The 20,494-nt window shown below is 72.1% G+C and carries 21 protein-coding genes; 7 read left to right on the plus strand and 14 right to left on the minus strand.

What is annotated here, in order from left to right; genetic code table 11:
* The first annotated feature begins 56 nt into the window (after nucleotides 1-56).
* A complete protein-coding gene (locus ACODT5_RS24945) occupies nucleotides 57-686 on the plus strand; it encodes a lysophospholipid acyltransferase family protein (RefSeq protein WP_250744673.1) in 630 nt (209 codons plus the stop codon).
* 5 nt (nucleotides 687-691) lie between these two features.
* On the opposite strand, the gene ACODT5_RS24950 is transcribed toward ACODT5_RS24945, so the two are convergent.
* The 3 genes from ACODT5_RS24950 to ACODT5_RS24960 all read right to left on the minus strand — a co-directional run bounded on the left by ACODT5_RS24950 (nucleotide 692) and on the right by ACODT5_RS24960 (nucleotide 4,329).
* The gene (locus tag ACODT5_RS24950; protein WP_422521494.1) at nucleotides 692-2,167 is read right to left on the minus strand and encodes a membrane-associated oxidoreductase; all 1,476 of its coding nucleotides are present in this window, start codon (nucleotides 2,165-2,167) and stop codon (nucleotides 692-694) included.
* Nucleotides 2,168-2,236: 69 nt separating this feature from the next.
* Entirely contained in the window at nucleotides 2,237-3,781 is a 1,545-nt protein-coding gene (locus tag ACODT5_RS24955; RefSeq protein WP_422521495.1) for an MFS transporter, read from the minus strand.
* Nucleotides 3,778-4,329 (minus strand): TetR/AcrR family transcriptional regulator, encoded by a 552-nt coding sequence (locus ACODT5_RS24960; RefSeq protein ID WP_422521496.1) that lies wholly within the window; start codon nucleotides 4,327-4,329, stop codon nucleotides 3,778-3,780. Before ACODT5_RS24960 ends, ACODT5_RS24955 begins: the two co-directional genes overlap by 4 nt.
* Nucleotides 4,330-4,414: 85 nt before the next feature.
* Between ACODT5_RS24960 and ACODT5_RS24965 the strand changes: the two genes are divergently transcribed.
* Together ACODT5_RS24965 and ACODT5_RS24970 are read left to right on the plus strand one after the other, a co-directional pair.
* Complete coding sequence (locus ACODT5_RS24965; protein ID WP_422521497.1) at nucleotides 4,415-4,930, plus strand: HAD domain-containing protein; 516 nt, start codon at nucleotides 4,415-4,417, stop codon at nucleotides 4,928-4,930.
* A 371-nt stretch (nucleotides 4,931-5,301) separates the two neighbouring features.
* Entirely contained in the window at nucleotides 5,302-5,460 is a 159-nt protein-coding gene (locus ACODT5_RS24970; RefSeq protein ID WP_422521498.1) for a hypothetical protein, read from the plus strand.
* Between the two features lie 70 nt (nucleotides 5,461-5,530).
* Here ACODT5_RS24970 and argH read toward each other — a convergent pair whose 3' ends face one another.
* The gene (argH, locus tag ACODT5_RS24975; RefSeq protein WP_422521499.1) at nucleotides 5,531-6,961 is read right to left on the minus strand and encodes an argininosuccinate lyase; all 1,431 of its coding nucleotides are present in this window, start codon (nucleotides 6,959-6,961) and stop codon (nucleotides 5,531-5,533) included.
* A 101-nt stretch (nucleotides 6,962-7,062) separates the two neighbouring features.
* On the minus strand, nucleotides 7,063-8,256 hold the full coding sequence (locus ACODT5_RS24980) for an argininosuccinate synthase (RefSeq protein ID WP_422521500.1): 1,194 nt from the start codon (nucleotides 8,254-8,256) through the stop codon (nucleotides 7,063-7,065).
* 119 nt (nucleotides 8,257-8,375) lie between these two features.
* On the opposite strand from ACODT5_RS24980, the gene ACODT5_RS24985 reads away from it, so the two are divergent.
* From ACODT5_RS24985 to ACODT5_RS24995, 3 genes are read left to right on the plus strand one after another with little or no spacing between them, the layout of a single operon-like run.
* Nucleotides 8,376-11,153, plus strand: a complete 2,778-nt coding sequence (locus ACODT5_RS24985; RefSeq protein WP_422521501.1) for a hypothetical protein — start codon at nucleotides 8,376-8,378, stop codon at nucleotides 11,151-11,153.
* Nucleotides 11,154-11,196: 43 nt separating this feature from the next.
* Complete coding sequence (locus ACODT5_RS24990) at nucleotides 11,197-11,778, plus strand: pyridoxamine 5'-phosphate oxidase family protein (RefSeq protein WP_422521502.1); 582 nt, start codon at nucleotides 11,197-11,199, stop codon at nucleotides 11,776-11,778.
* 6 nt (nucleotides 11,779-11,784) lie between these two features.
* On the plus strand, nucleotides 11,785-12,480 hold the full coding sequence (locus ACODT5_RS24995) for a L,D-transpeptidase family protein (protein ID WP_422525018.1): 696 nt from the start codon (nucleotides 11,785-11,787) through the stop codon (nucleotides 12,478-12,480).
* A gap of 23 nt (nucleotides 12,481-12,503) precedes the next feature.
* Here ACODT5_RS24995 and ACODT5_RS25000 read toward each other — a convergent pair whose 3' ends face one another.
* The 8 genes from ACODT5_RS25000 to ACODT5_RS25035 all read right to left on the minus strand — a co-directional run bounded on the left by ACODT5_RS25000 (nucleotide 12,504) and on the right by ACODT5_RS25035 (nucleotide 19,056).
* Nucleotides 12,504-13,040, minus strand: coding sequence for an arginine repressor (locus ACODT5_RS25000; protein ID WP_422521503.1), 537 nt, complete (start codon nucleotides 13,038-13,040; stop codon nucleotides 12,504-12,506).
* Nucleotides 13,041-13,062: 22 nt separating this feature from the next.
* Nucleotides 13,063-14,262 carry an acetylornithine transaminase gene (locus tag ACODT5_RS25005; protein WP_422521504.1) on the minus strand — a complete coding sequence of 400 codons (1,200 nt, stop codon included), beginning with the start codon at nucleotides 14,260-14,262 and terminating at the stop codon, nucleotides 13,063-13,065.
* On the minus strand, nucleotides 14,259-15,257 hold the full coding sequence (gene argB, locus ACODT5_RS25010) for an acetylglutamate kinase (RefSeq protein WP_422521505.1): 999 nt from the start codon (nucleotides 15,255-15,257) through the stop codon (nucleotides 14,259-14,261). Before argB ends, ACODT5_RS25005 begins: the two co-directional genes overlap by 4 nt.
* Nucleotides 15,254-16,453 (minus strand): bifunctional glutamate N-acetyltransferase/amino-acid acetyltransferase ArgJ, encoded by a 1,200-nt coding sequence (gene argJ / locus ACODT5_RS25015; RefSeq protein WP_422521506.1) that lies wholly within the window; start codon nucleotides 16,451-16,453, stop codon nucleotides 15,254-15,256. Before argJ ends, argB begins: the two co-directional genes overlap by 4 nt.
* Nucleotides 16,450-17,478: an N-acetyl-gamma-glutamyl-phosphate reductase gene (gene argC, locus ACODT5_RS25020; protein ID WP_422521507.1), complete on the minus strand. Its 1,029-nt coding sequence runs from the start codon at nucleotides 17,476-17,478 to the stop codon at nucleotides 16,450-16,452. The genes argJ and argC overlap by 4 nt, the downstream gene beginning before the upstream one ends.
* 121 nt (nucleotides 17,479-17,599) lie before the next feature.
* Nucleotides 17,600-18,016, minus strand: a complete 417-nt coding sequence (locus tag ACODT5_RS25025) for a VOC family protein (RefSeq protein ID WP_422521508.1) — start codon at nucleotides 18,014-18,016, stop codon at nucleotides 17,600-17,602.
* 10 nt (nucleotides 18,017-18,026) lie between these two features.
* A complete protein-coding gene (locus tag ACODT5_RS25030) occupies nucleotides 18,027-18,458 on the minus strand; it encodes a helix-turn-helix domain-containing protein (protein WP_422521509.1) in 432 nt (143 codons plus the stop codon).
* Nucleotides 18,459-18,630: 172 nt separating this feature from the next.
* Nucleotides 18,631-19,056 (minus strand): DUF5997 family protein, encoded by a 426-nt coding sequence (locus tag ACODT5_RS25035; RefSeq protein ID WP_422521510.1) that lies wholly within the window; start codon nucleotides 19,054-19,056, stop codon nucleotides 18,631-18,633.
* 37 nt (nucleotides 19,057-19,093) lie between these two features.
* On the opposite strand from ACODT5_RS25035, the gene ACODT5_RS25040 reads away from it, so the two are divergent.
* Entirely contained in the window at nucleotides 19,094-19,876 is a 783-nt protein-coding gene (locus ACODT5_RS25040; RefSeq protein WP_422521511.1) for a LysR family substrate-binding domain-containing protein, read from the plus strand.
* 19 nt (nucleotides 19,877-19,895) lie between these two features.
* On the opposite strand, the gene ACODT5_RS25045 is transcribed toward ACODT5_RS25040, so the two are convergent.
* Nucleotides 19,896-20,354, minus strand: a complete 459-nt coding sequence (locus ACODT5_RS25045; protein WP_422521512.1) for a hypothetical protein — start codon at nucleotides 20,352-20,354, stop codon at nucleotides 19,896-19,898.
* Nucleotides 20,355-20,494: the final 140 nt, after the last annotated feature.

The raw sequence follows: 20,494 nt of genomic DNA on the forward strand, positions 1-20,494 counted from the left end.
CCGGAGGGCCCACGTTGTTCCGTACGCGCCTGATCAAAGCCACTGTCGGACCCGTCATGCGCCTGATGTTCCGCACCCGCGTGGAGGGCATCGAGAACATTCCGGGCACCGGGCCGGTGATCCTCGCGGGCAACCACCTCACCTTCATCGACTCGATGATCCTGCCGCTGGTGTGCGACCGCACGGTCCACTTCATCGGGAAGGACGAGTACGTCACCGGCAAGGGCATCAAGGGCCGGGCCATGGCCTGGTTCTTCACCGGCGCCGGCATGATCCCCGTGGACCGCGACGGGGCCAACGGCGGAGTCGCCGCCCTGATGACCGGCCGCCGGATCCTCGAAGAGGGCAAGATCTTCGGCATCTACCCCGAGGGCACCCGCTCCCCCGACGGCCGCCTCTACCGCGGCCGCACCGGCATCGCCCGCCTGACCCTGATGACCGGCGCGCCCGTCGTCCCCTTCGCGATGATCGGCACCGACAAGCTCCAGCCCGGCGGCGCCGGCATGCCGCGCCCGGGCCGGGTCACCGTCCGGTTCGGCGAGGCGATGGAGTTCTCCCGGTACGAGGGCATGGACCGCGACCGCTACGTGCTGCGCGCCGTCACCGACTCGGTGATGGCCGAGGTCATGCGGCTCTCCGGCCAGGAGTACGTGGACATGTACGCGACCAAGGCGAAGGCCGCGTAGCTCCCCTACTGCCGTTGCAGTGACCGGCTGACGCCCGCCGCGGTCGTCGTGGCGAGGACCCAGCCGGTCACGATCAGCAGGTACGACAGCCACTGGTACCAGCCGTCCGGTGCGTAGGCCGCCTCCTGGCCGAAGCTGATGATCGGCACCATCAGGTCGAGCGTGTAGAAGACCGGGTTGAATTCCGGCGCCTCCCCCGCCTTCAGCTCCCGGGGCGGTCGCAGCCAATACGCGGCCGTCCCCGTGAGCAGCAGCGTCAGCAACCAGCCGGCGGCGCGCAGCGGCCGGAAGCCGTAGCCCACGGTGGCGTCCTGGAGCAGCCCCCAGACCCTGGCGTGCCGGGGCAGGGTGCGGCGGTGCCGGCGGAGCTTGGCGAGTTGCACGGTCCGGGCGCCCGCCTCGTCGCCGACCGTACGGTAGGCCGCGGCGAGCTGTTCATAGGCGTACGGCAGGTAGCCCGACTCCTCGCGCTCCAGGGCGGGCAGCCGCTGATCGGCGGGAACGTGCGGGCTGAGGGTGCGGTAGGTGAGCCCCTCGATGCGGATCCGCTGCGGCCAGGTCTCGGGCGGCGCGTGCAGCAGGTCGAACTGGGAGCGCCGCAGGTTCATCGTGCCCTGGACGCACTCCCGGCCGCTGAGCCACACCTCGCCGATCGCGCAGCTGGAGGCGCGCAGGGCGACGCCACCGGGCTGGATGAGGCGGGCGTCGGCGAGGTAGAGCTGGCCGGGGATCTTGGCCCCGGTGAGGTTGAACATCCCCCGCGCCTCCAGCCCCCTGGCCCGCACGTCGGTGCCGACGGTCAGGGTCTCGGCGTGCAGGGCTATCGCGCCGGGGGCGAGGAGCCGCGCGTTGTTCAGGTTGATCTGGCCGCCGACGGTGGCGCCGTTGATGCGCATCTGGCCGTGAACGGTGAGGTCCATGGCGATGACGTCGGTTCCGACGTCGGCGTGGTTGAACCGGAGCGCCGGCTCCTGGCCCTCCTCGGCCGGGCCCGCGATGCCGATGACCGCCTTCCGGAGGAAGAGTCCGCCCGCTATCCGGGCACCCGCGAGGCGAACCGGCCCGGTGATGCGGCAGCAGGACAGCTTGAGCGCGACTTCGACGCTGACGGTGTCCGCGGTGAGGCCGGGAAGGGTGGAGTCGTTGGCCACGAAGACCCGCAACTTGGCTCCGTAGAGCAGGGGCTTGCGTTCGAACCAGCAGGCCCGCAGCCGGATCGGGTGCTCCACGACGGCGTACTTGAGGTTCAGCTTGCCGGTGATCCGCGCACCCCGGACGTTGAGTCCGGCGACCTGCCCTTCGGCGGTGGGGCCACCCAGCAGGAGCGCCGTGAGGACCTCGGCGCGCACGGTCCGCTCCGGCCCCCAGTCGGCGCCGCCGGAGCCCGTTTCCTCGGGTTCCTCGAGGAAGTCGACGCGCTCCCCGCTCGGGAAGGCGTCCCATACGCGGCGCTCCGCCGGGGTCAAGTCGTTGATCTCCATCGCCGGGATGGTGTCCCGTGATTCCACGGACTGTCAACTCCGTGCAGGACGCCACCCCCTGGCGCAGCGTCAGTGCTCGATGCCGTCCTGGAGCTCCTGCCCCTTGAGCAGGAACCAGGCTGCCACTGCGGTGGCCAGCAGGACGGCCGCGCCCACGCCGGAAGCCAGCCGCAGGCCGTCCACGAAGGCCTCCTGGGCCGCGCCGACCATCTGCTGGGCGGTCTGCGGGTCCAGTGACCTGGCCGCTTCGACGGCGCCGCCGAGCGATTCGTGGGCGGCGTCGGCGACGGGTCCGGTGACGGAGGCCGGGGCGGTGAAGTCCTGGTAGACGCCGGTGACGACCGAGCCGAGCAGGGCGATGCCGAGGGCGGCGCCCAGTTCGTAGGCGGTCTCGGAGACGGCCGAGGCGGAACCGGCCTGCTCCTTGGGGACGCTGGAGAGGATCACGTCGGCGGTGACGGTGAAGGAGAAGCCGGCGCCGAGGCCGACGATGAGCAGGGCCGCGCCGAGCAGCGGGTAGCCGGTCTCCTTGTGGATCACGGTCAGCGCGGCCAGTGCGATGCCGATGGCGGCGAGGCCTCCCGTCACGATGACCCGTACCCCGTACTTGCGGGCGTACTGGCCGGCGATCAGGCCGGTGACCACGGCGCCGATGGCGGCGGGCAGTTCGGCGAGGCCCGCTTCGAGCGGCTCGCGGCCCTGGACGAGCTGGAGGAACTGGGAGAGGAAGAAGACCAGTCCGGACAGGCCGAAGACGGTGAGCAGGTCGGCGAGGACCGCGCCGGAGAAGCCGCGGTGCTTGAACAGGCGCATGTCGAGGAGCGGGGCCGGCAGCGTGAACTGGCGGCGTACGAAGGTGTGGAGCGCGCCCGCTCCGATGGCGGCGGCCGCCCACACCTCCCAGCCCATGCCGTGGGTGGCGACCTGCTTGACGGCGTAGACCACGCCGATGATGCCGACGAGGGAGAGGCCGACGCTGAACAGGTCCCAGGGGCCGGCGACCGGGTTCTTGGACTCGGGCAGCAGCTTGATGCCGACGATGACCAGGACGATCATCACGGGGAGGTTGATGAGGAAGACCGAGCCCCACCAGAAGTGCTGGAGCAGTGCTCCGCCGACGACGGGGCCGACGGCCGCGCCGGCCGAGGCGGTGGCGCCCCAGATGCCGATGGCGAGGCTGCGTTCCTTGGGGTCGTGGAAGATGTTGCGGATCAGCGCGAGGGTGGAGGGCATCAGGGTCGCACCGGCCACGCCGAGCAGGGCCCTGGCGACGATCATCATCTCGGGGCTGGTGGCGTAGGCGTTGAGGACCGAGACGGCTCCGAAGGCGGTCGCGCCGACGAGGAGGAGCTTCTTGCGGCCGATCCGGTCGCCGAGGGAGCCCATGGAGACGAGCAGGCCGGCGATGACGAAGGAGTAGATGTCGCCGATCCACAGGAGCTGGGTGCCCGAGGGCTTCAGGTCCTCACTGAGGGCGGGCGTGGCGAGACCGAGTACGGTGGCGTCGACGGCGACCAGCAGGACGGCCAGGACGAGCACGGAGAGCGCGAGCCAGCGCCCGGGGCTCCGGCCCTCCGCCCCCTGGGTCCGGGTCAGCTGTTCGGTACGACTCATTTCTCCACACTCCGTCGTGCGCCACCGAGCAGCAACTCGATGATCATGTACTGAAAGTCCTTGGCCGCGACCCGGCCGTCCATGACGGCCCAGGCGCAGGTGCCGATGAGCCCGTAGAGGGCCTCGGTGAGCCAGGCGGGGCTCAGGTCGATCCGGATGTCGCCCTCGCGCTGGCCGCGCCGGAAGAGCTCGCCGACGCGGGCGTCCAGGCGGGCCCAGCCCTCGTTGACCTGATCTCCCTCGAAGAGCTGGTTCTCGGTGACGAGGAAGGCCAGCAGTTCGGCATTGGGCTCCGCTTCGGCGACGAGCCTGCGGAGCGCGTCGATCGCCGTGCCCTCGTCGAGGCGGGCGTTGTCGAAGGCCACCTCGAACTCCCGGATCCCGAGCTCTTCGAGCGCCCGTACGAGGGCGTCGCGCCCGGCGAAGTGCCGGTGGAGGGTCGCGCGGCCGATGCCGGCCGCCCTCGCGACCTCGTCCATCGTGGCGGTCGATTTGCGGGAGAGCAGGGCGGCGGCGGCGCGGAGCACCTGATCACGATCCATGGCCATGAGACAAGCATAACCCGAATGAGACGTCGGTGTCTCATTGAATAAATGAGGTGCCCCTCCGGGCGCCGGAAGGAATCCTGCCGTGATGAACCCGAAGCCCTTGCTGCTGATCGACGTGGACGGCCCGCTGAACCCCTACGCGGCCAAGCCGCAGCGGCGCCCCGAGGGCTACCGCACCCACCGGATGCGCCCGACGGGCTGGACCGAGGCCGAGAGCGCGAAGCCGCTGCGGGTCTGGCTGAACCCCGGCCACGGCGAGGAGCTGCTCGCGCTCGCGGACGCGTACGAGCTGGTCTGGGCGACCACCTGGAAGGGCGAGGCGAACGAGTGGATAGGCCCGCACCTGGGCCTGCCGGAGCTCCCCTGGATCGATTGGCCGCAGATGCACGGGCGCGCACCGCGCGGGACGTTCTGGAAGACCCAGTACATCCTGGAGTACGCGGGCGAGCGCCCCTTCGCCTGGATCGACGACGACATCACGGACATGGACCGCGCCTACGTGGAAGAGCGCCACCCCGCGCACGCGCTGCTGCTGCGGATCGACGAGCGCATCGGGCTGGTCCGGGCCGACTTCGACGCGCTGGCGGACTGGGCGTGGTAGCGACCCGGTAATCAATTGGAGTGACACTGGCCGCAAGGTCTTCCGCGGCTCCTCCAGGAGGGAGGAGCCTTCTCCGCAGCAAGACCTTCCCCGCATGGGTTCAGCAATTGGATCCGTCTTCCGCAGGGAGAGAACCGTAACGGGGTCCCCCTCCTGAAGGAGGGGGCCTTCAGTCGCTCTGGCTGAGGGCCGCCGTTACCAGCACCAGCCAACGCATGTGGAGGTGAACGAAGTTGGCTACGTTCCACGTAGGCGAGAAGACCCACCAGTCCGTGCTTCCTCAGCGGGCTGCTCTGGAATTCGAGTCAGCAGACACCCCCCGGATCGGGGACGAAACGGGACTCGAACACCGCACTCGTGCGGCACCCGGCGTGGAACATGTGCGAGGGGAGACGCCCGACGCCTCACCTGGCGCCGGGCGCGTCACCCCCAACCACCAGGTTGGGGAGAAGGCCCGTGAGGGCCACCCTGCCGTGCTCGCCTTGGACGACGACCGGCCGTTCTCGGTCACCATCGTCTGCGGCGCCTGATCCTCGGCCACGCCGAAGGGGCGGTGGCAGCCGGTCGGCTGCCACCGCCCCTTCGGGGACCGGAGCACGGTCAGTTCTTGTGCGCCGCCCAGGCGTGCTGGATGACCAGGTCGGCCTTCAGCTCCGTCAGCTGGATCGCGACCGCCGACGGGGCGGTGCCGCCGCGGCCGTCGCGGGAGGCCAGCGCGCCCTTGACGTTGAGGACCGTACGGACCTCCGGCGTCAGGTGCTCCGAGATCTTCGCGAACTGCTCGTCCGTCAGCTCGTCGAGCTCGATGCCGAGCCCCTCGCACTCCTTGACGCAGCCGCCGGCCACCTCGTGCGCCACCCGGAACGGCACGCCCTGCTTGACCAGCCACTCCGCGATGTCGGTGGCGAGCGAGAAGCCGGCCGGCGCCAGCGCCTCCATGCGCTCCCGGTTGATCGTGAGGGTGGCCATCATCCCGGTGAAGGCCGGCAGCAGGACTTCGAGGGTGTCGCAGGAGTCGAAGACCGGCTCCTTGTCCTCCTGGAGGTCCCGGTTGTAGGCCAGGGGAAGGGCCTTGAGGGTGGCGAGCAGGCCGGTCAGGTTGCCGATGAGGCGGCCCGACTTGCCACGCGCCAGCTCGGCGATGTCCGGGTTCTTCTTCTGCGGCATGATCGACGACCCGGTGGAGAAGGCGTCGTGCAGGGTCACGAAGGAGAACTCCTTCGTGTTCCAGATGATGATCTCCTCCGCGATCCGGGACAGGTTGATCCCGATCATCGCGGTGACGAAGGCGAACTCGGCGACGAAGTCGCGCGAGGCCGTGCCGTCGATGGAGTTGCCGACCGAGCCCCGCTCGAAGCCCAGCTCGGCGGCGACCGCCTCCGGGTCCAGGCCGAGCGAGGAGCCCGCGAGGGCGCCCGAGCCGTACGGGGAGACCGCGGTCCGGGTGTCCCACTGGCGCAGCCGCTCCGCGTCCCGGGACAGGGCCTGCACGTGGGCCAGTACGTGGTGGGCGAAGAGCACCGGCTGCGCGTGCTGCAGGTGGGTCCGGCCGGGCATGGCCACGTCGGCGTGCGCCTCGGCGAGGCCGACCAGCGCGTCCTGGAGCTCGGCGACGAGGCCGCCGATGATCCGGGCGTGGTCGCGCAGGTACATGCGGAAGAGGGTGGCGATCTGGTCGTTGCGCGACCGGCCGGCGCGGAGCTTGCCGCCGAGGTCGGCGCCGAGCCGCTCCAGCAGGCCCCGCTCCAGCGCGGTGTGGACGTCCTCGTCGGCGATGGTGCCGGTGAAGGAGCCGTTCTCCACGTCGACCGCGAGCTGGTCCAGGCCGTCGAGCATGCGGCCGAGCTCGTCGTCCGTGAGCAGGCCCGCCTTGGCGAGCACGCGGGCGTGGGCCTTGGAGCCCGCGATGTCGTACGGGGCCAGGCGCCAGTCGAAGTGGACCGACGCGGACAGCTTCGCGAGGGCCTCGGCGGGACCGTCGGCGAACCGAGCGCCCCAGAGCCGGACGTCACCACCGTTGTTGCTGCTCACAGCTACTGCTCCTCAAGAACGTGCATTGCTTCGGATGTGCAACCGCCTCCCCGCCGCGGAGGTAACGGGGAGGCGGTTCGTACTACAGGGTTCAGACCGGATCAGGCGAGGTCGCGGCGGGCCGCGATCTTCGAGGACAGGCCGAAGATCTCGATGAAGCCCTGGGCCTTCGACTGGTCGAAGGTGTCGCCCGAGTCGTAGGTCGCGAGATTGAAGTCGTACAGCGACTCGTCGGACTTCCGGCCGGTGACGACCGCGCGGCCGCCGTGCAGGGTCATCCGGATGTCGCCGCTGACGTGCTGGTTGGCCTCGTTGATGAAGCCGTCCAGCGCCCGCTTCAGCGGGGAGAACCACAGGCCGTCGTAGACCATCTCGCCCCAGCGCTGCTCGACCTGCCGCTTGTAGCGGGCCAGCTCGCGCTCGACGGTGACGTTCTCCAGCTCCTGGTGGGCGGTGATCAGCGCGATCGCGCCCGGGGCCTCGTACACCTCGCGGGACTTGATGCCCACGAGCCGGTCCTCGACGATGTCGATCCGGCCGATGCCCTGGGCTCCGGCGCGCTCGTTGAGCTGCTGGATGGCCTGGAGCACGGTGACGGGCTTGCCGTCGATGGCGACCGGGACGCCCTCCTTGAAGGAGATGACGACCTCGTCGGCCTCGCGCGGGAGGGCCGGGTCCGCGGTGTACTCGTAGATGTCCTCGATCGGCGCGTTCCAGATGTCCTCCAGGAACCCCGTCTCGACGGCGCGCCCGAAGACGTTCTGGTCGATGGAGTACGGGGACTTCTTGGTGGTCGCGATCGGCAGGTCCGCCTTCTCGGCGAAGGCGATGGCCTTGTCGCGGGTCATCGCGTAGTCGCGGACCGGGGCGATGCACGTGAGGTCGGGGCCGAGGGCGGCTATGCCGGCCTCGAAGCGGACCTGGTCGTTGCCCTTGCCGGTGCAGCCGTGGGCGACGGTCGTCGCGCCGTGCTTGCGGGCGGCGGCCACGAGGTGCTTCACGATCGCCGGCCGCGAGAGGGCGGAGACCAGCGGGTAGCGGTCCATGTAGAGGGCGTTCGCCTTGATCGCCGGGAGGCAGTACTCGTCGGCGAACTCGTCCCTGGCGTCGGCGACCTCGGCCTCGACCGCACCGCAGGCGAGCGCCCGCTTGCGGATGACGTCCAGGTCCTCGCCGCCCTGACCGACGTCCACCGCTACCGCGATGACCTCGGCGCCCGTCACTTCGGCGATCCAGCCGATGGCGACGGAGGTGTCCAGACCGCCTGAATAGGCGAGTACGACGCGCTCGGTCACGGGGTTCTCCTCACACGGTGCATCCAGTGGTAGGCATAACTATGCACTGGTCCGCATGTTTCGTCAATCGATCGAATAACAGGAGGTCAGCGGGTACACCGGCCGCCTAGAGTGCGCGGATGGAGATGCTGCCGCCCCTGTCCCGGACCATGTTCTGCTCACCCGCCGACCGGCTGCTGCACGGCAAGAGCCCCGCGCGCGCCCTCGACGGCAGCGGCCCGCAGGCGTGGTCGGATCTCGACAGGAGCATCCGCTCGTCCACCTCCGCCCGCTACCGGCACAGAACCCCTTCCGACACCGTCCGGGTGGGCATGCACCGGTTCGACGCCCGGGAGGTCACCGACTGGAGCACCGCCCCGTACTGGCACGACGGGCACGGGGTGACCTGGGCCGCCGTGCCCCCGGCCGCCGCCGAGCTCGCGCTCTGCCTGGGCCACGCCGACCGCAAGGTGCGGGAGGCCGCCCTCGGACACGCCTCCGGACGGCACGAGGTCCTGGCGCTGGTGCTGATCCGGTGCGCCGACTGGGAGGAGCCCGTACGGGAGCGGGCGCGGGCGGTGCTGGACGCGGAACTGGACGCGGCCGCGCCGGGCCTCGTACGCACCCTGGTGCCCCTCGCCCTGTTCCTGAGCCCGCGCCGGTACGGCGCCTGGGCCTGGGAGCGGTGCATGGACCGGCTCGGCTCGCCCGCCGACTTGACCGTCGAACTGGACCGGCTGATCCTCAGCGGGCAGACCCCCGACGTCCGGCGGGATGCCCTCGACCTGGCCCTGGAGAGCGGGCTCCTGACGCCCGAGCGGCTGCTGGAAAACGCCGCCGTGAGCCGGGACCGCGTGGTGCGCCGGCGCTGCGAGGTGGCCGCCCGGGCCGCCCTGGACACCAGCGCCTCCTCGCTCCCCGGCCCCCTCGTCGACTCCCTGCTCGCCCAGGACCGCACGTCCCTGCGGGTGACCGCCGTCCGCGCCCTGCGCCCCGCCGGGCGGGTCGGCGAACTGCCCGCGCACCTGGCGGACCCCTCGGCGCGGATACGGGAGGCGGCCCGCCGGGAGCTGCGCGCCGCCGGTCAGGACCCGCTCGCCCACTACCGCGCACTGTGCGCCCACTCCCCCGTGCCCGGGGCGGTGTTCGGGCTGGCCGAGGACGGGGACGCCTCGGACCTGCCCCTGCTGCGGCTCCTCGCCCGGTCCCCCGAAGGGCGCGTGCGGGCCGCGGCCGTCCACGGCCTGCGCAGGCACGGCGCCACGACACCGGAAGAGCTGCTGCCGTACCTGGCCGACCCGCATCCTCCCGCCGCCCGGGCGGCACGCTCGCTGGTGGTCCCGTACGCGGAAGCCCGGCCGGAGTCCTGGCTGCTGGAGCTGTTCGCGCCCGGCCGCCCCGAGTCCGTGCGGGTCGCGGCCCTGGTCCTGCTGGAGCTGCGCCCGCTGCTGGTCCGGCGCCGGGTCGCCCGGTTCCTGACCTCCCACCGCGACCCCGCCGTGCGCCGCTGGGCCCGGAAGCTGCTCCAGCAGCGCCTGAGGTGGGGGGTGTACGCGGGCCGGGACGCGGCGCGGGATTACACGGACTGGACGGGGACACCGCTCGACGAGGTCGTCGACACCGAGGACCCGGCCGCCTGGACCGCCCTGGACATCGGAGTGCGGCACATGGCCCCCTACAGGGGCGAGGTCTTCGCCTCCCGCACCGCGACCGCCCTGTGCCACTGGGACGGGCGGATCCGGGAGCGCGCCGTCGCCGAAGCCGCGGGCACCCCCGAGCTGCTGCCGCTGATCGTCCTGCGCTGCGCCGACTGGACCCCGCAGGTCCGGGAGGCCGCCCGGCGCGTCGTCACGGACGCGCTCCGGGAGACCGGGGAGGCGACCTTGCGCGCCCTGACCCCGATGGTGACGCACCTGGCGGAGCGCCGCGAGGGCCGCTGGGCCGCCGGGGCGTTCGAGGCGGCCCTGCGCGAGCCCCGGTACGCGGCGGTCCGGGCGGAGCTGTGCTCCCACGGCCACCTGCGGACCCGCCGGGCTGCCGTACGGATCACCCTGGAGGCCGCGCACTCCTTCACGGCTCCCGAACTGGCCCGGCACACCGCCGGGGAGGCGGACGCGGTACTGCGGCAGCTGTGGACGCGGGCGGCGATGGCCGCCCTGGCCGCGCACGGCCCCGAGGACTCCGCGGTGGACGCGCTGCTGGCCGCACGCTCCGGCTTCGTACGGGCTGCGGGCGTCACCGCCCTGCGCGCCGCCGGCCGGACCGGCGAGGCACCCCGGTACCTCGCCGACCCGTCGGCGACGGTCCGGGCCTGCGCACGGTGGCTGCTCCGGCAGGACGGCGGGGACGCGCGCACCGCGTACCTGCGGCTGTGCGCCGGCCTCCCGTCGCCCGGGGCCGTACTCGGGCTCGCGGAGTGCGCCGAGCGCGCGGACTCCGCCGTGCTGACCGGCCTGCTCGGCCACCGGGACGGCGGGATCCGGGCGGCGGCCGTCGCGGGGCTGCGGCTGCTCGACGGGCCCGGACCCGGCACGGAGGCGCTGACCGCGCTCCTGGACGACCCGTCACCGGCGGTGGTCCGGGAGGTGACCCGGTCGCTGCTCCCGGTGGCCGACCGGCTGCCGACGGGCCCGCTGGTGGCCCGCACCGCGCGGGACCACCCCGCGCACCTGCGCAGGGCGGCTCTGCGGCTGCTGGCCGCCCAGGGCGCCGACGAGGGGCTGCCGGCCCTCACCTCCGCACTGGACGACCCGGACCCGGCTCTGCGGCGCACCGCGCTGGCCTTGCTGCGGAGGTGGGACTGGCAGGCGACGGCCCGCCGGGAGACCTTCGAACGGAAGGAGCTGCGGACCCTCCACAAGCGGTACTACTTCAAGCTCGGCTGGGGCGAGATGCGCAGGACCCGTCTCATCTGGTGAAAATGCGGTCCGGCCCCGCCCCCGGCGCGCCGATAATCGGATCATGGGAAAGCTCTATGACCGCATTGACAGCCGCATGCGCACCTTCATCGAGGAGCAGCCGGTCTTCTTCACCGCCACCGCGCCGCTCTCCGGTGACGGGCACGTCAACCTCTCCCCCAAGGGCCGCGCAGGGACGCTCGTCGTCATCGACGAAACGACCCTCGCCTACCTGGACTTCGGCGGCAGCGGCGCCGAGACCATCGCGCACGTCCGCGAGAACGGCCGCATCACGCTCATGTGGTGCGCGTTCAGCGGGCCGCCGAACATCGTGCGCATCCACGGCGACGGCGAGGCCGTCTTCCGCGACGACCCGCGCTGGGACGGGCTGATCGAGCGGTTCGGGGACGCCGACGGGCCCTCGGCGCGCGCCGTCATCCTCGTGAGGACCCGGCGGATCGCCACCGTGTGCGGGTTCGCCGTCCCCCTGATGGACTACCAGGGCGAGCGCACGCTCCACGCGGAGTACTTCGGCCGCAAGACGGACGAGGAGTTCAACGAGTACTGCGAGAAGAAGGAGTTGATCGGGGTGAGCGTCGACGGCCTGCCTGCGCTGCCGCTGCCCCTTCCGCCCCGTACGGTCTGACATGTGCTGCGCACCACGCTCCTCGCCGCCTCACTGATCGTCACCAGCCTGCTGGGACAGGCGCCCCACGGTGATCCGCCGCTGCCCGTCCTGCTCGCCGACACCGGCGGCGGCAGCCAGCTGATCACCGCCGTGGCCCCGGAGCCCGGCTCCACGACCGGCCGCCTGACCTGGTGGGACCGGCGGGCGGGTCGCTGGTACGCGGCGGGGAGCGCCGCGGCCCGGTTCGGCGCGAACGGGCTGACCGAGGGCGCGACCCGGACCCAGGGCACGGACACCACCCCGGCCGGCCTGTACGCGCTCCCCTACGCCTTCGGCATCGCGCCCGCCCCGGCCGGTACGGCGTACCGCTACCGGCGGGTGACCCCGGACTCCTGGTGGTGCCAGGACAATGCCTCGGAAAGCTACAACCGCTGGGTGGAACCGCTGCCCGCGGACTGCGCGCCCGGCGAGGCGGAGCACCTGACCACGTACGAGAAGCAGTACGCGCATGCGCTGGTCATCGCCTTCAACTACGAGCAGCCGGTACGGGGCCGGGGCGCGGGCATCTTCCTGCACGTGAACGGCAAGGGCGCGACGGCCGGCTGCGTCTCGGTCTCCGAGGACGCGATGCGCGCGGTGCTGCGCTGGGCGGACCCGCTCAGCCGCCCGCACATCGCGATCGGCACGGAATCGGGCGACCTGGCCGTCACCCGGTACTGACCGACCGGGTGCGGACCGGGGCGTCAGCCCTCCTTCTGGGCCAGCCTCAGCAGGTGGTCGGCGAGGGCCTGGCCGCCCGCCGGGTCGCGGCTGATCAGCATCAGGGTGTCGTCGCCCGCGATGGTGCCGAGGATGGCCTGGAGTTCGGCCTGGTCGATCGCGGAGGCGAGGAACTGGGCCGCACCCGGCGGGGTTCGCAGGACCACGAGGTTCGCGGAGGCCTCCGCCGAGATCAGGAGTTCACCGGAGAGGCGCCGCATGCGCTCCTCCTTCGCCGACTCGCCGAGCGGTGCCTGCGGGGTGCGGAAGCCGCCCTCGCTGGGGACCGCGTAGATCAGCTCGCCGCCGGTGTTGCGGATCTTCACCGCGCCGAGCTCGTCGAGGTCGCGGCTGAGCGTCGCCTGGGTGACGCTCAGCCCGTCGTCGGCGAGCAGCTTGGCCAGCTGGCTCTGGGAGCGGACCGGCTGCCGGTTGAGGATGTCCACGATCCGGCGGTGGCGGGCGGTGCGGGTCTGCGGAACGGACTGGCCGTTCTGCTCGTGGTCCTGCGCCTGACTCATCGTCGTCCCATTCCCCGGTTGGTCATCCGTCCACGTCCGCGGCGGACTTCGCTGCGTCCAGCACGCCGGGCAGGGCCCGCAGGAACACGTCCACCTCGGCCTCGGAGAGCACGTACGGAGGCATGAGCCGTACGACGTCGGGGGCGGGCGCGTTGACCAGGAAGCCGGCGTCCTGAGCCACGCGCTGCACGTGCGCTGCGAGCGGCTCGGTCAGCACGATACCCAGCAGGAGACCCGCGCCTCGAACGTGCGAGACGAGCGGGTGTGCGAATCCTTCGATTCCGGCCCGCAACCGCTCTCCGCGCTCCTTGACCTGGTCGAGGAGTCCGTCGGCGGCGATGGTGTCGATCACCGCGAGGCCGGCGGCGCAGGCGATCGGGTTGCCGCCGAAGGTGGTGCCGTGCTGGCCGGGCTGGAGCAGGTCGGCCACGGGGCCGAAGGCGGCGACGGCGCCGATCGGCAGTCCGCCGCCGAGGCCCTTCGCGAGGGTGACGACGTCGGGCTCCACGCCCTCGTGCGCCTGGTGCTCGAACCACTGGCCGCAGCGCCCGATGCCGGTCTGCACCTCGTCGAGGACGAGCAGGGTGCCGGTGGCCCGGGTGATCTCGCGGGCGGCCGTCAGGTAGCCGGCCGGGGGAACGACCACGCCGTTCTCGCCCTGGATCGGCTCGATGATCACGAACGCGGTCTCTTCGGTGACGGCGGCCCGCAGGGCCTCCACATCGCCGTACGGGACGTGCGTGACGTCTCCGGGCAGCGGCAGGAACGGGCCCTGCTTCGCGGGCTGGCCGGTGAGCGCCAGGGCGCCCATGGTGCGGCCGTGGAAGCCGCCGTCGGTGGCGACCATGTGGGTCCGCCCGGTGAGCCGGCCGATCTTGAAGGCGGCCTCGACGGCCTCGGCCCCGGAGTTGCAGAAGAAGACCTTGCCGGGGCGGCCGAAGAGCTGGAGCAGCCGCTCGCCGAGCGCGAGGACCGGCTCCGAGGCGTACAGGTTGGAGACGTGGCCCAGGGTGGAGATCTGCTCGGTCACCGCGGTGACGATGGCCGGGTGCGCGTGGCCGAGGGCGTTGACCGCGATGCCGCCGACGAAGTCGGTGTACTGCTTGCCGTCCGCGTCCCAGACCTGGGCGCCGGCGCCGCGCACGAGGGCCAGCGCGGGGGTGCCGTAGTTGTTGGTCAGCGCGCCCTGCCAGCGGGCGGCGAACTCCTGGTTGCCGGTCATGCGGGGTCCCCTCCCTGCGTATCGACTGCCTGCGTATCGACTGCCTGTGTATCGACTGCCCGCGTGCCGACTGCCCGCGTGCCGATTCCCTGGTCGTCGAGCACGACCATCGTGCCGATTCCCTCGTCCGTGAAGATCTCCAGCAGGATCGAGTGCTGGACCCGCCCGTCGATCACGCGGGCGGTGGTCACCCCGTTGCGGACGGCGTGCAGGCAGCCCTCCATCTTCGGGACCATGCCGCTGGACAGCTCGGGCAGCAGCTTCTCCAGCTGGCTGACGGTGAGCTTGCTGATGACCTCGTCGCTGTTGGGCCAGTCCGCGTAGAGCCCCTCCACGTCGGTGAGGACCATCAGCGTCTCGGCGCCGAGCGCGGCGGCGAGCGCCGCGGCGGCCGTGTCGGCGTTCACGTTGTACACGTGGTGGTCGTCGGCGCTGCGCGCGATGGAGGAGATGACGGGGATCCGGCCGTCCGCCAGCAGTGCTTCGATCGCGCCGGTGTCGATGGCGGTGATCTCGCCGACCCGCCCGATGTCGACGCTCTCGCCGTCGATCTCGGGCAGGTGCTTGGTGGCGGTGATGGTGTGCGCGTCCTCGCCGGTCATGCCGACGGCCAGCGGCCCGTGCTGGTTGAGCAGCCCGACCAGCTCGCGCTGGACCTGCCCGGCCAGGACCATCCGTACGACGTCCATCGCCTCGGGCGTGGTGACGCGCAGGCCCGCCTTGAACTCGCTGACCAGGCCCTGCTTGTCGAGCTGGGCGTTGATCTGCGGGCCGCCGCCGTGCACGACGACCGGCTTCAGGCCGGCCTGGCGCAGGAAGACGACGTCCTGGGCGAAGGCGGCCTTCAGGTCCTCGTCGATCATGGCGTTGCCGCCGAACTTGATGACGACGACCTTGCCGTTGTGCCGGGTCAGCCAGGGCAGGGCCTCGATGAGGATCTCGGCCTTGGGCAGGGCGGTGTGCCTGCGTGCGGTGCGCTTGCCTGCAGTGCTCATGAGGAGTACGCGCTGTTCTCGTGGACGTACTCGGCGGTCAGGTCGTTGGCCCAGATGACCGCGGACTCGGAACCGGTGGACAGGTCGGCGGTGATGCGGACCTCGCGGCCCTTCATGCTGACCAGGTCGCGGTTCTCGCCGACCGAGCCGTTCTTGCAGACCCAGACGTCGTTGATGGCCACGTTCAGCCGGTCCGGGTCGAAGGCGGCCTTCGTGGTGCCGATCGCGGACAGGACGCGGCCCCAGTTCGGGTCCTCGCCGTGGATGGCGCACTTGAGCAGGTTGTTCCGCGCGATGGACCGGCCGACCTCGACCGCGTCCTCCTCGGTGGCCGCGCCGACGACCTCGATGCGGATGTCCTTGCTGGCGCCCTCGGCGTCACCGATGAGCTGGCGGGCCAGGTCGTCGCAGACCGTGCGTACGGCCTCCGCGAACGCCTCGTACGCCGGCACCTGGCCGGACGCGCCGGAGGCGAGCAGCAGCACCGTGTCGTTGGTGGACATGCAGCCGTCGGAGTCGACCCGGTCGAAGGTGGTGCGGGTCGCGCCGCGCAGCGCCTTGTCGAGGGTGGCGCTGTCCACGTCGGCGTCGGTGGTGAGGACGACGAGCATGGTGGCCAGGCCCGGGGCGAGCATGCCCGCGCCCTTGGCCATGCCGCCGACGGTCCAGCCTCCCCCACCCTCCGGGCGGGGGGACCCCCGGTGCGAGACGGTGGCCGTCTTGTGCACGGTGTCGGTGGTCTTGATGGCGATCGCGGCGGCCTCGCCGCCGTCGGCGGAGAGCGCGGCGACCGCGGTCTCGATGCCGGGGAGCAGCTTGTCCATGGGGAGCAGGACGCCGATCAGGCCGGTGGACGCGACGGCGACCTCGCCGGCGTTGACCTCTCCGCCCGCGCCGAGCCCGTTCAGGGCCTCGGCGACCTTCTCGGCGGTGGCGTGGGTGTCCTGGAAGCCCTTGGGGCCGGTGCACGCGTTGGCGCCGCCGGAGTTGAGGACCACCGCGCTGACGCTGGCGCCGCGCAGGACCTGCTCCGACCAGTGGACGGGTGCGGCCTTGACCCGGTTGGAGGTGAAGACGCCCGCCGCGGCCAGGCGCGGCCCGTTGTTGACCACGAGGGCCAGGTCGGGATTGCCGTTCGCCTTGATCCCGGCGGCGATGCCCGCCGCGGTGAACCCCTGTGCTGCCGTGACGCTCACGGTGCGACTCCGATCGTGGAAAGACCCAGCGCCTCGGGGAGGCCGAGGGCGATGTTCATGCTCTGGACCGCGCCGCCGGCGGTGCCCTTGGTGAGGTTGTCGATGGCGCTGATCGCGATGATCCGCTGCGCGGCCTCGTCGTACGCGACCTGGATCTGAACGGCGTTGGAACCGTAGACGGACGCCGTCGCCGGCCACTGCCCCTCGGGCAGCAGGTGGACGAAGGGCTCGTCCGCGTAGGCCTTCTCGTACGCGGCGCGGACCGCGTCGGCCGTGGTGCCCGGCAGTGCCTTGGCGCTGCAGGTGGCCAGGATGCCGCGGGACATCGGCGCCAGCGTGGGCGTGAAGGAGACGGAGACCCGCTGCCCGGCGACGGGGCTGAGGTTCTGCACCATCTCGGGCGTGTGGCGGTGGCCGCCGCCGACCCCGTACGGGCTCATGGAGCCCATGACCTCGGAGCCGAGCAGGTTCGGCTTGAGCGCCTTGCCGGCGCCGGAGGTCCCGGTGGCGGCGACGATCACGGCCTCGGGCTCGGCGAGCTGCGCGGCGTAGGCCGGGAACAGCGCGAGCGAGACGGCGGTCGGGTAGCAGCCGGGGACGGCGATGCGCTTGGAGCCGGCCAGGGCGGCGCGGGCGCCGGGCAGCTCGGGGAGGCCGTAGGGCCAGGTCCCGGCGTGCGGGGCGCCGTAGAACTTGTCCCAGTCGGCGGAGTCCTTGAGCCGGTGGTCGGCGCCCATGTCGACGACGAGGACCTCTTCGCCGAGCTGGGCGGCCACGGCGGCGGACTGCCCGTGCGGAAGGGCCAGGAAGACGACATCATGACCGGAGAGCACCTCGGGCGTGGTCGGCTCCAGGATGCGTCCGGCCAGCGGCACCAGGTGCGGCTGGAGGGCGCCGAGCGGCTGCCCGGCGTTGGAGTTCGCGGTCAGCGCGCCGACCTCGACCCCGGGGTGGGCCAGCAGCAGGCGCAGCACTTCCCCGCCCGCGTATCCGCTCGCACCGGCCACCGCTACACGTACCACCATCGGACCCTCCTCCTCGATGGCATGACTATACGTAAGAGCGCACGTTTATGCAAAGCATTCATGCGGTCCCGCTCCCCCAGTCCGTGGTGCGGAGCGGCGCCCCGGGCGGCGGGCCGCGGCGTCAGCCGGTTCGGGGCTGGTTGAAGCGGAGCATGTTGCCCGACGGGTCGCGGAAGGCGCAGTCGCGGACCCCGTACGGCTGGTCGACGGGCTCCTGGAGCACCTCGGCGCCGGCGGCCCGGATCCGCTCGAAGGTGGCGTCCACGTCGTCCGTCGAGAAGATCACCCCGCGGAGCACGCCCTTGGCCAGCAGTTCCGCCATCGTCTGCCGGTCGGCCGGCGAGGCGCCGGGGTCGGCGAGCGGGGGTTCGAGGACGATCTCCACGTCGGGCTGCTCGGGCGAGCCGACGGTCACCCAGCGCATCCCCTCGAACGCGACGTCGTTGCGCACTTCCATGCCGAGGGCGTCGCGGTAGAAGGCGAGGGCCTTGTCGTGGTCGTCGACGGCGATGAAGCACTGCGCGAGCTTGATGGTCATGTCCCGAACGCTACGACGCGGCCGCGGATCCCGCTCCCCCGCTGCCCGCGGGGTTGCGCACGGGCCGGGTGAAGACCTTGGCGACACAGGCGGGGATGGCGGCGCCGGCCTCGTGCCGCCGGGCCCGGTAGGCGCTGGGGGTCTCGCCGACCAGCTCCGTGAAGCGCGAGCTGAACGACCCCAGCGAGGTGCATCCGACCGCGAAGCAGACCTCGGTGACGCTCAGGTCGCCCCGGCGCAGCAGCGCCTTCGCCCGCTCGACGCGGCGCGTCATCAAGTAGCTGTACGGGGTCTCGCCGAAGGCCGCCCGGAAGCTGCGGGAGAAGTGCCCCGGCGACATGAGGGCGACGCCCGCCAGCGCCGGTACGTCCAGCGGCTCGGCGTAGTCGCGGTCCATCACGTCCCGGGCGCGGCGCAGCCGCACCAGGTCCTCGATCATCACGCGCACCAGCATCTCACGGCGGGTGCGGGCCGGAGGGGGCTGCGGAGGCCGGGGGAGACCGAGGGCACGGCGCGGGCCGTGGGGCCGGGAACGCGCCGGGTTCCCGGCTGCCCGGCTACCCGCCCGGCTGCCTGTCGGCTGCTTCCCGGTCCGCTACTTCTCGGCCTTCGCGCTACTTCTCGGTCTTCGCGGCCTTTTCGGCCTTCTCCGCCTGCATCTGCTTGATGCGGACGGTCTCCTTGCGGACGTCGGCCTGGGTGGCGCGCTCCTTCTCGAGCCACTCCGGCATCTCCTGCTTCAGGGCCTCGATCTGCTCCGTGGTGAGCGCCTCGGTGACCCCGCCGCGCGCCAGACCGGCGATGGAGACGCCGAGCTTCGACGCGACCACCGGACGGGGGTGCGGGCCGTTGGCCCGGAGGTCCTGCAGCCACTGGGGCGGCTCGGCCTGGAGGGCGGTCAGCTCGGTGCGCGAGACGACACCCTCCTGGAACTCTGCGGGGGTGGCCTCGAGGTACACACCCAGCTTCTTCGCCGCAGTAGCGGGCTTCATGGTCTGGGTGGTCTGGTGCGACGTCATGGGGTCAAGGGTATCGAGCATGTGCGCCACCTCCGACCACGGCCGGTAATCTGGCCGGGTGACAGACTCCCGGACACCCCCGTCGTTCCAGCTCGCATACGTCCCCGGGGTGACTCCCACGAAGTGGGTCCGGATCTGGAAGGAACGACTGCCCGACGTTCCCCTGACCCTCGTCCCGGTCGCACCGGCCGACGCCCCCGCCCTGCTGCGCGGCGGCGGCGCCGACGCAGGGTTCGTCCGGCTCCCGATCGACCGTACGGACCTCAGCGCGATCCCGCTCTACACCGAGACCACGGTCGTCGTGATCCCGAAGGACCACCTCATCGCCGCGGCCGAGGAGCTGTCCCTCGCGGAGCTGGCCGACGACATCGTGCTCCACCCGCTGGACGACACCCTCGAGTGGGAGCAGCTGCCGGGCAAGGCCGCGCTCCAGCGCCCGGAGACCACGGCCGACGCGATCGAGCTGGTGGCGGCGGGCATCGGGGTCCTGGTCGTGCCCCAGTCGCTCGCGCGGCTGCACCACCGCAAGGACCTCACCTACCGGACCCTGCTGGACGCCCCCGAGTCGCGCGTCGCGCTGTCGTGGCCCGAGGCGGACGAGACTCCCGAGCTGGTCGAGGAGTTCATCGGGATCGTGCGCGGGCGGACCGTCAACAGCTCGCGCGGGCGTGGGCGTACGCAGCCCGAGCCCGAGCAGAAGAAGGCGAAGCCCGCGGCCCGGAAGCCGGCCCCCCGGTCGGGCGGCAAGCCGGCGGCCAAGAACCCGCGCTCCGGCGCCCCCAAGGGCGGCAAGGCCACGGCCAAGTCCACCGGCAAGCGCGGAAAGCCCCGCGGCCGCTAGTTCTGCTGGTTCAGCTGGTTCAGCCGCCGAGCAGGTGGACCGCGGCGGCCAGCGAGGCGACGGCGGGCAGCACCCCGATGGCCACCGCGGCGAACGTGAAGACCGTGGCCGGGGTCGCGTACGCGCGCGGGTCGGCGAAGTTCGCGCACAGCAGGAGCAGCGACGAGGGCAGGAAGACCCACCCCCCGTCCAGCAGGCCGAAGAGCGCCCACCCCGCCAGCACGACCGCGAGGGCCACGCACGAGGTCATGAACCAGGCCCGGTTCGCGCGCAGGAACAGCGGCGCCGCGAGCAGCAGGACCGGGGCGATCACCACGAACGGCGACAGCCCCGCCCGGAGCATCTCCACCACGGGCGGAACCGGGAGGATCAGCGCGGCCAGCGCGATCCCCCGCTGCCACGGGTGGGCGGCCCGCGCCCGGCGCATCGCGACGCCGCCGCCCGCCGCGCCCCGCCCGGGCGCCACGATCCCCGCCATGCCCGCTCCCTCCGGCCGCCGCACTCGACTTGAACGCGTTCAAGCTAGTCGATATTCGCACTCCCTGGCGATGACCTGAGGGCGTTGCGCCCGCCACACACCCGTCCCACCGCCACCACGGCCGGTCCGGCGAAGCTGAA

The sequence above is a fragment of the Streptomyces tatrensis genome (assembly GCF_049310065.1).
Taxonomy (GTDB): Bacteria; Actinomycetota; Actinomycetes; order Streptomycetales; family Streptomycetaceae; genus Streptomyces.

What these genes read in the sequence shown, in the direction of transcription:
- ACODT5_RS24945 (WP_250744673.1), top strand. Translation starts at nt 57, where the DNA reads ATGCGCCTGATGTTCCGCACCCGCGTGGAGGGCATCGAGAACATTCCG.
- ACODT5_RS24950 (WP_422521494.1), bottom strand. Translation starts at nt 2,167, where the DNA reads ATGGAGATCAACGACTTGACCCCGGCGGAGCGCCGCGTATGGGACGCC.
- ACODT5_RS24955 (WP_422521495.1), bottom strand. Translation starts at nt 3,781, where the DNA reads ATGAGTCGTACCGAACAGCTGACCCGGACCCAGGGGGCGGAGGGCCGG.
- ACODT5_RS24960 (WP_422521496.1), bottom strand. Translation starts at nt 4,329, where the DNA reads ATGGCCATGGATCGTGATCAGGTGCTCCGCGCCGCCGCCGCCCTGCTC.
- ACODT5_RS24965 (WP_422521497.1), top strand. Translation starts at nt 4,415, where the DNA reads ATGAACCCGAAGCCCTTGCTGCTGATCGACGTGGACGGCCCGCTGAAC.
- ACODT5_RS24985 (WP_422521501.1), top strand. Translation starts at nt 8,376, where the DNA reads ATGGAGATGCTGCCGCCCCTGTCCCGGACCATGTTCTGCTCACCCGCC.
- ACODT5_RS24990 (WP_422521502.1), top strand. Translation starts at nt 11,197, where the DNA reads ATGGGAAAGCTCTATGACCGCATTGACAGCCGCATGCGCACCTTCATC.
- ACODT5_RS25000 (WP_422521503.1), bottom strand. Translation starts at nt 13,040, where the DNA reads ATGAGTCAGGCGCAGGACCACGAGCAGAACGGCCAGTCCGTTCCGCAG.
- ACODT5_RS25005 (WP_422521504.1), bottom strand. Translation starts at nt 14,262, where the DNA reads ATGACCGGCAACCAGGAGTTCGCCGCCCGCTGGCAGGGCGCGCTGACC.
- argB (WP_422521505.1), bottom strand. Translation starts at nt 15,257, where the DNA reads ATGAGCACTGCAGGCAAGCGCACCGCACGCAGGCACACCGCCCTGCCC.
- argC (WP_422521507.1), bottom strand. Translation starts at nt 17,478, where the DNA reads ATGGTGGTACGTGTAGCGGTGGCCGGTGCGAGCGGATACGCGGGCGGG.
- ACODT5_RS25025 (WP_422521508.1), bottom strand. Translation starts at nt 18,016, where the DNA reads ATGACCATCAAGCTCGCGCAGTGCTTCATCGCCGTCGACGACCACGAC.
- ACODT5_RS25035 (WP_422521510.1), bottom strand. Translation starts at nt 19,056, where the DNA reads ATGCTCGATACCCTTGACCCCATGACGTCGCACCAGACCACCCAGACC.
- ACODT5_RS25045 (WP_422521512.1), bottom strand. Translation starts at nt 20,354, where the DNA reads ATGGCGGGGATCGTGGCGCCCGGGCGGGGCGCGGCGGGCGGCGGCGTC.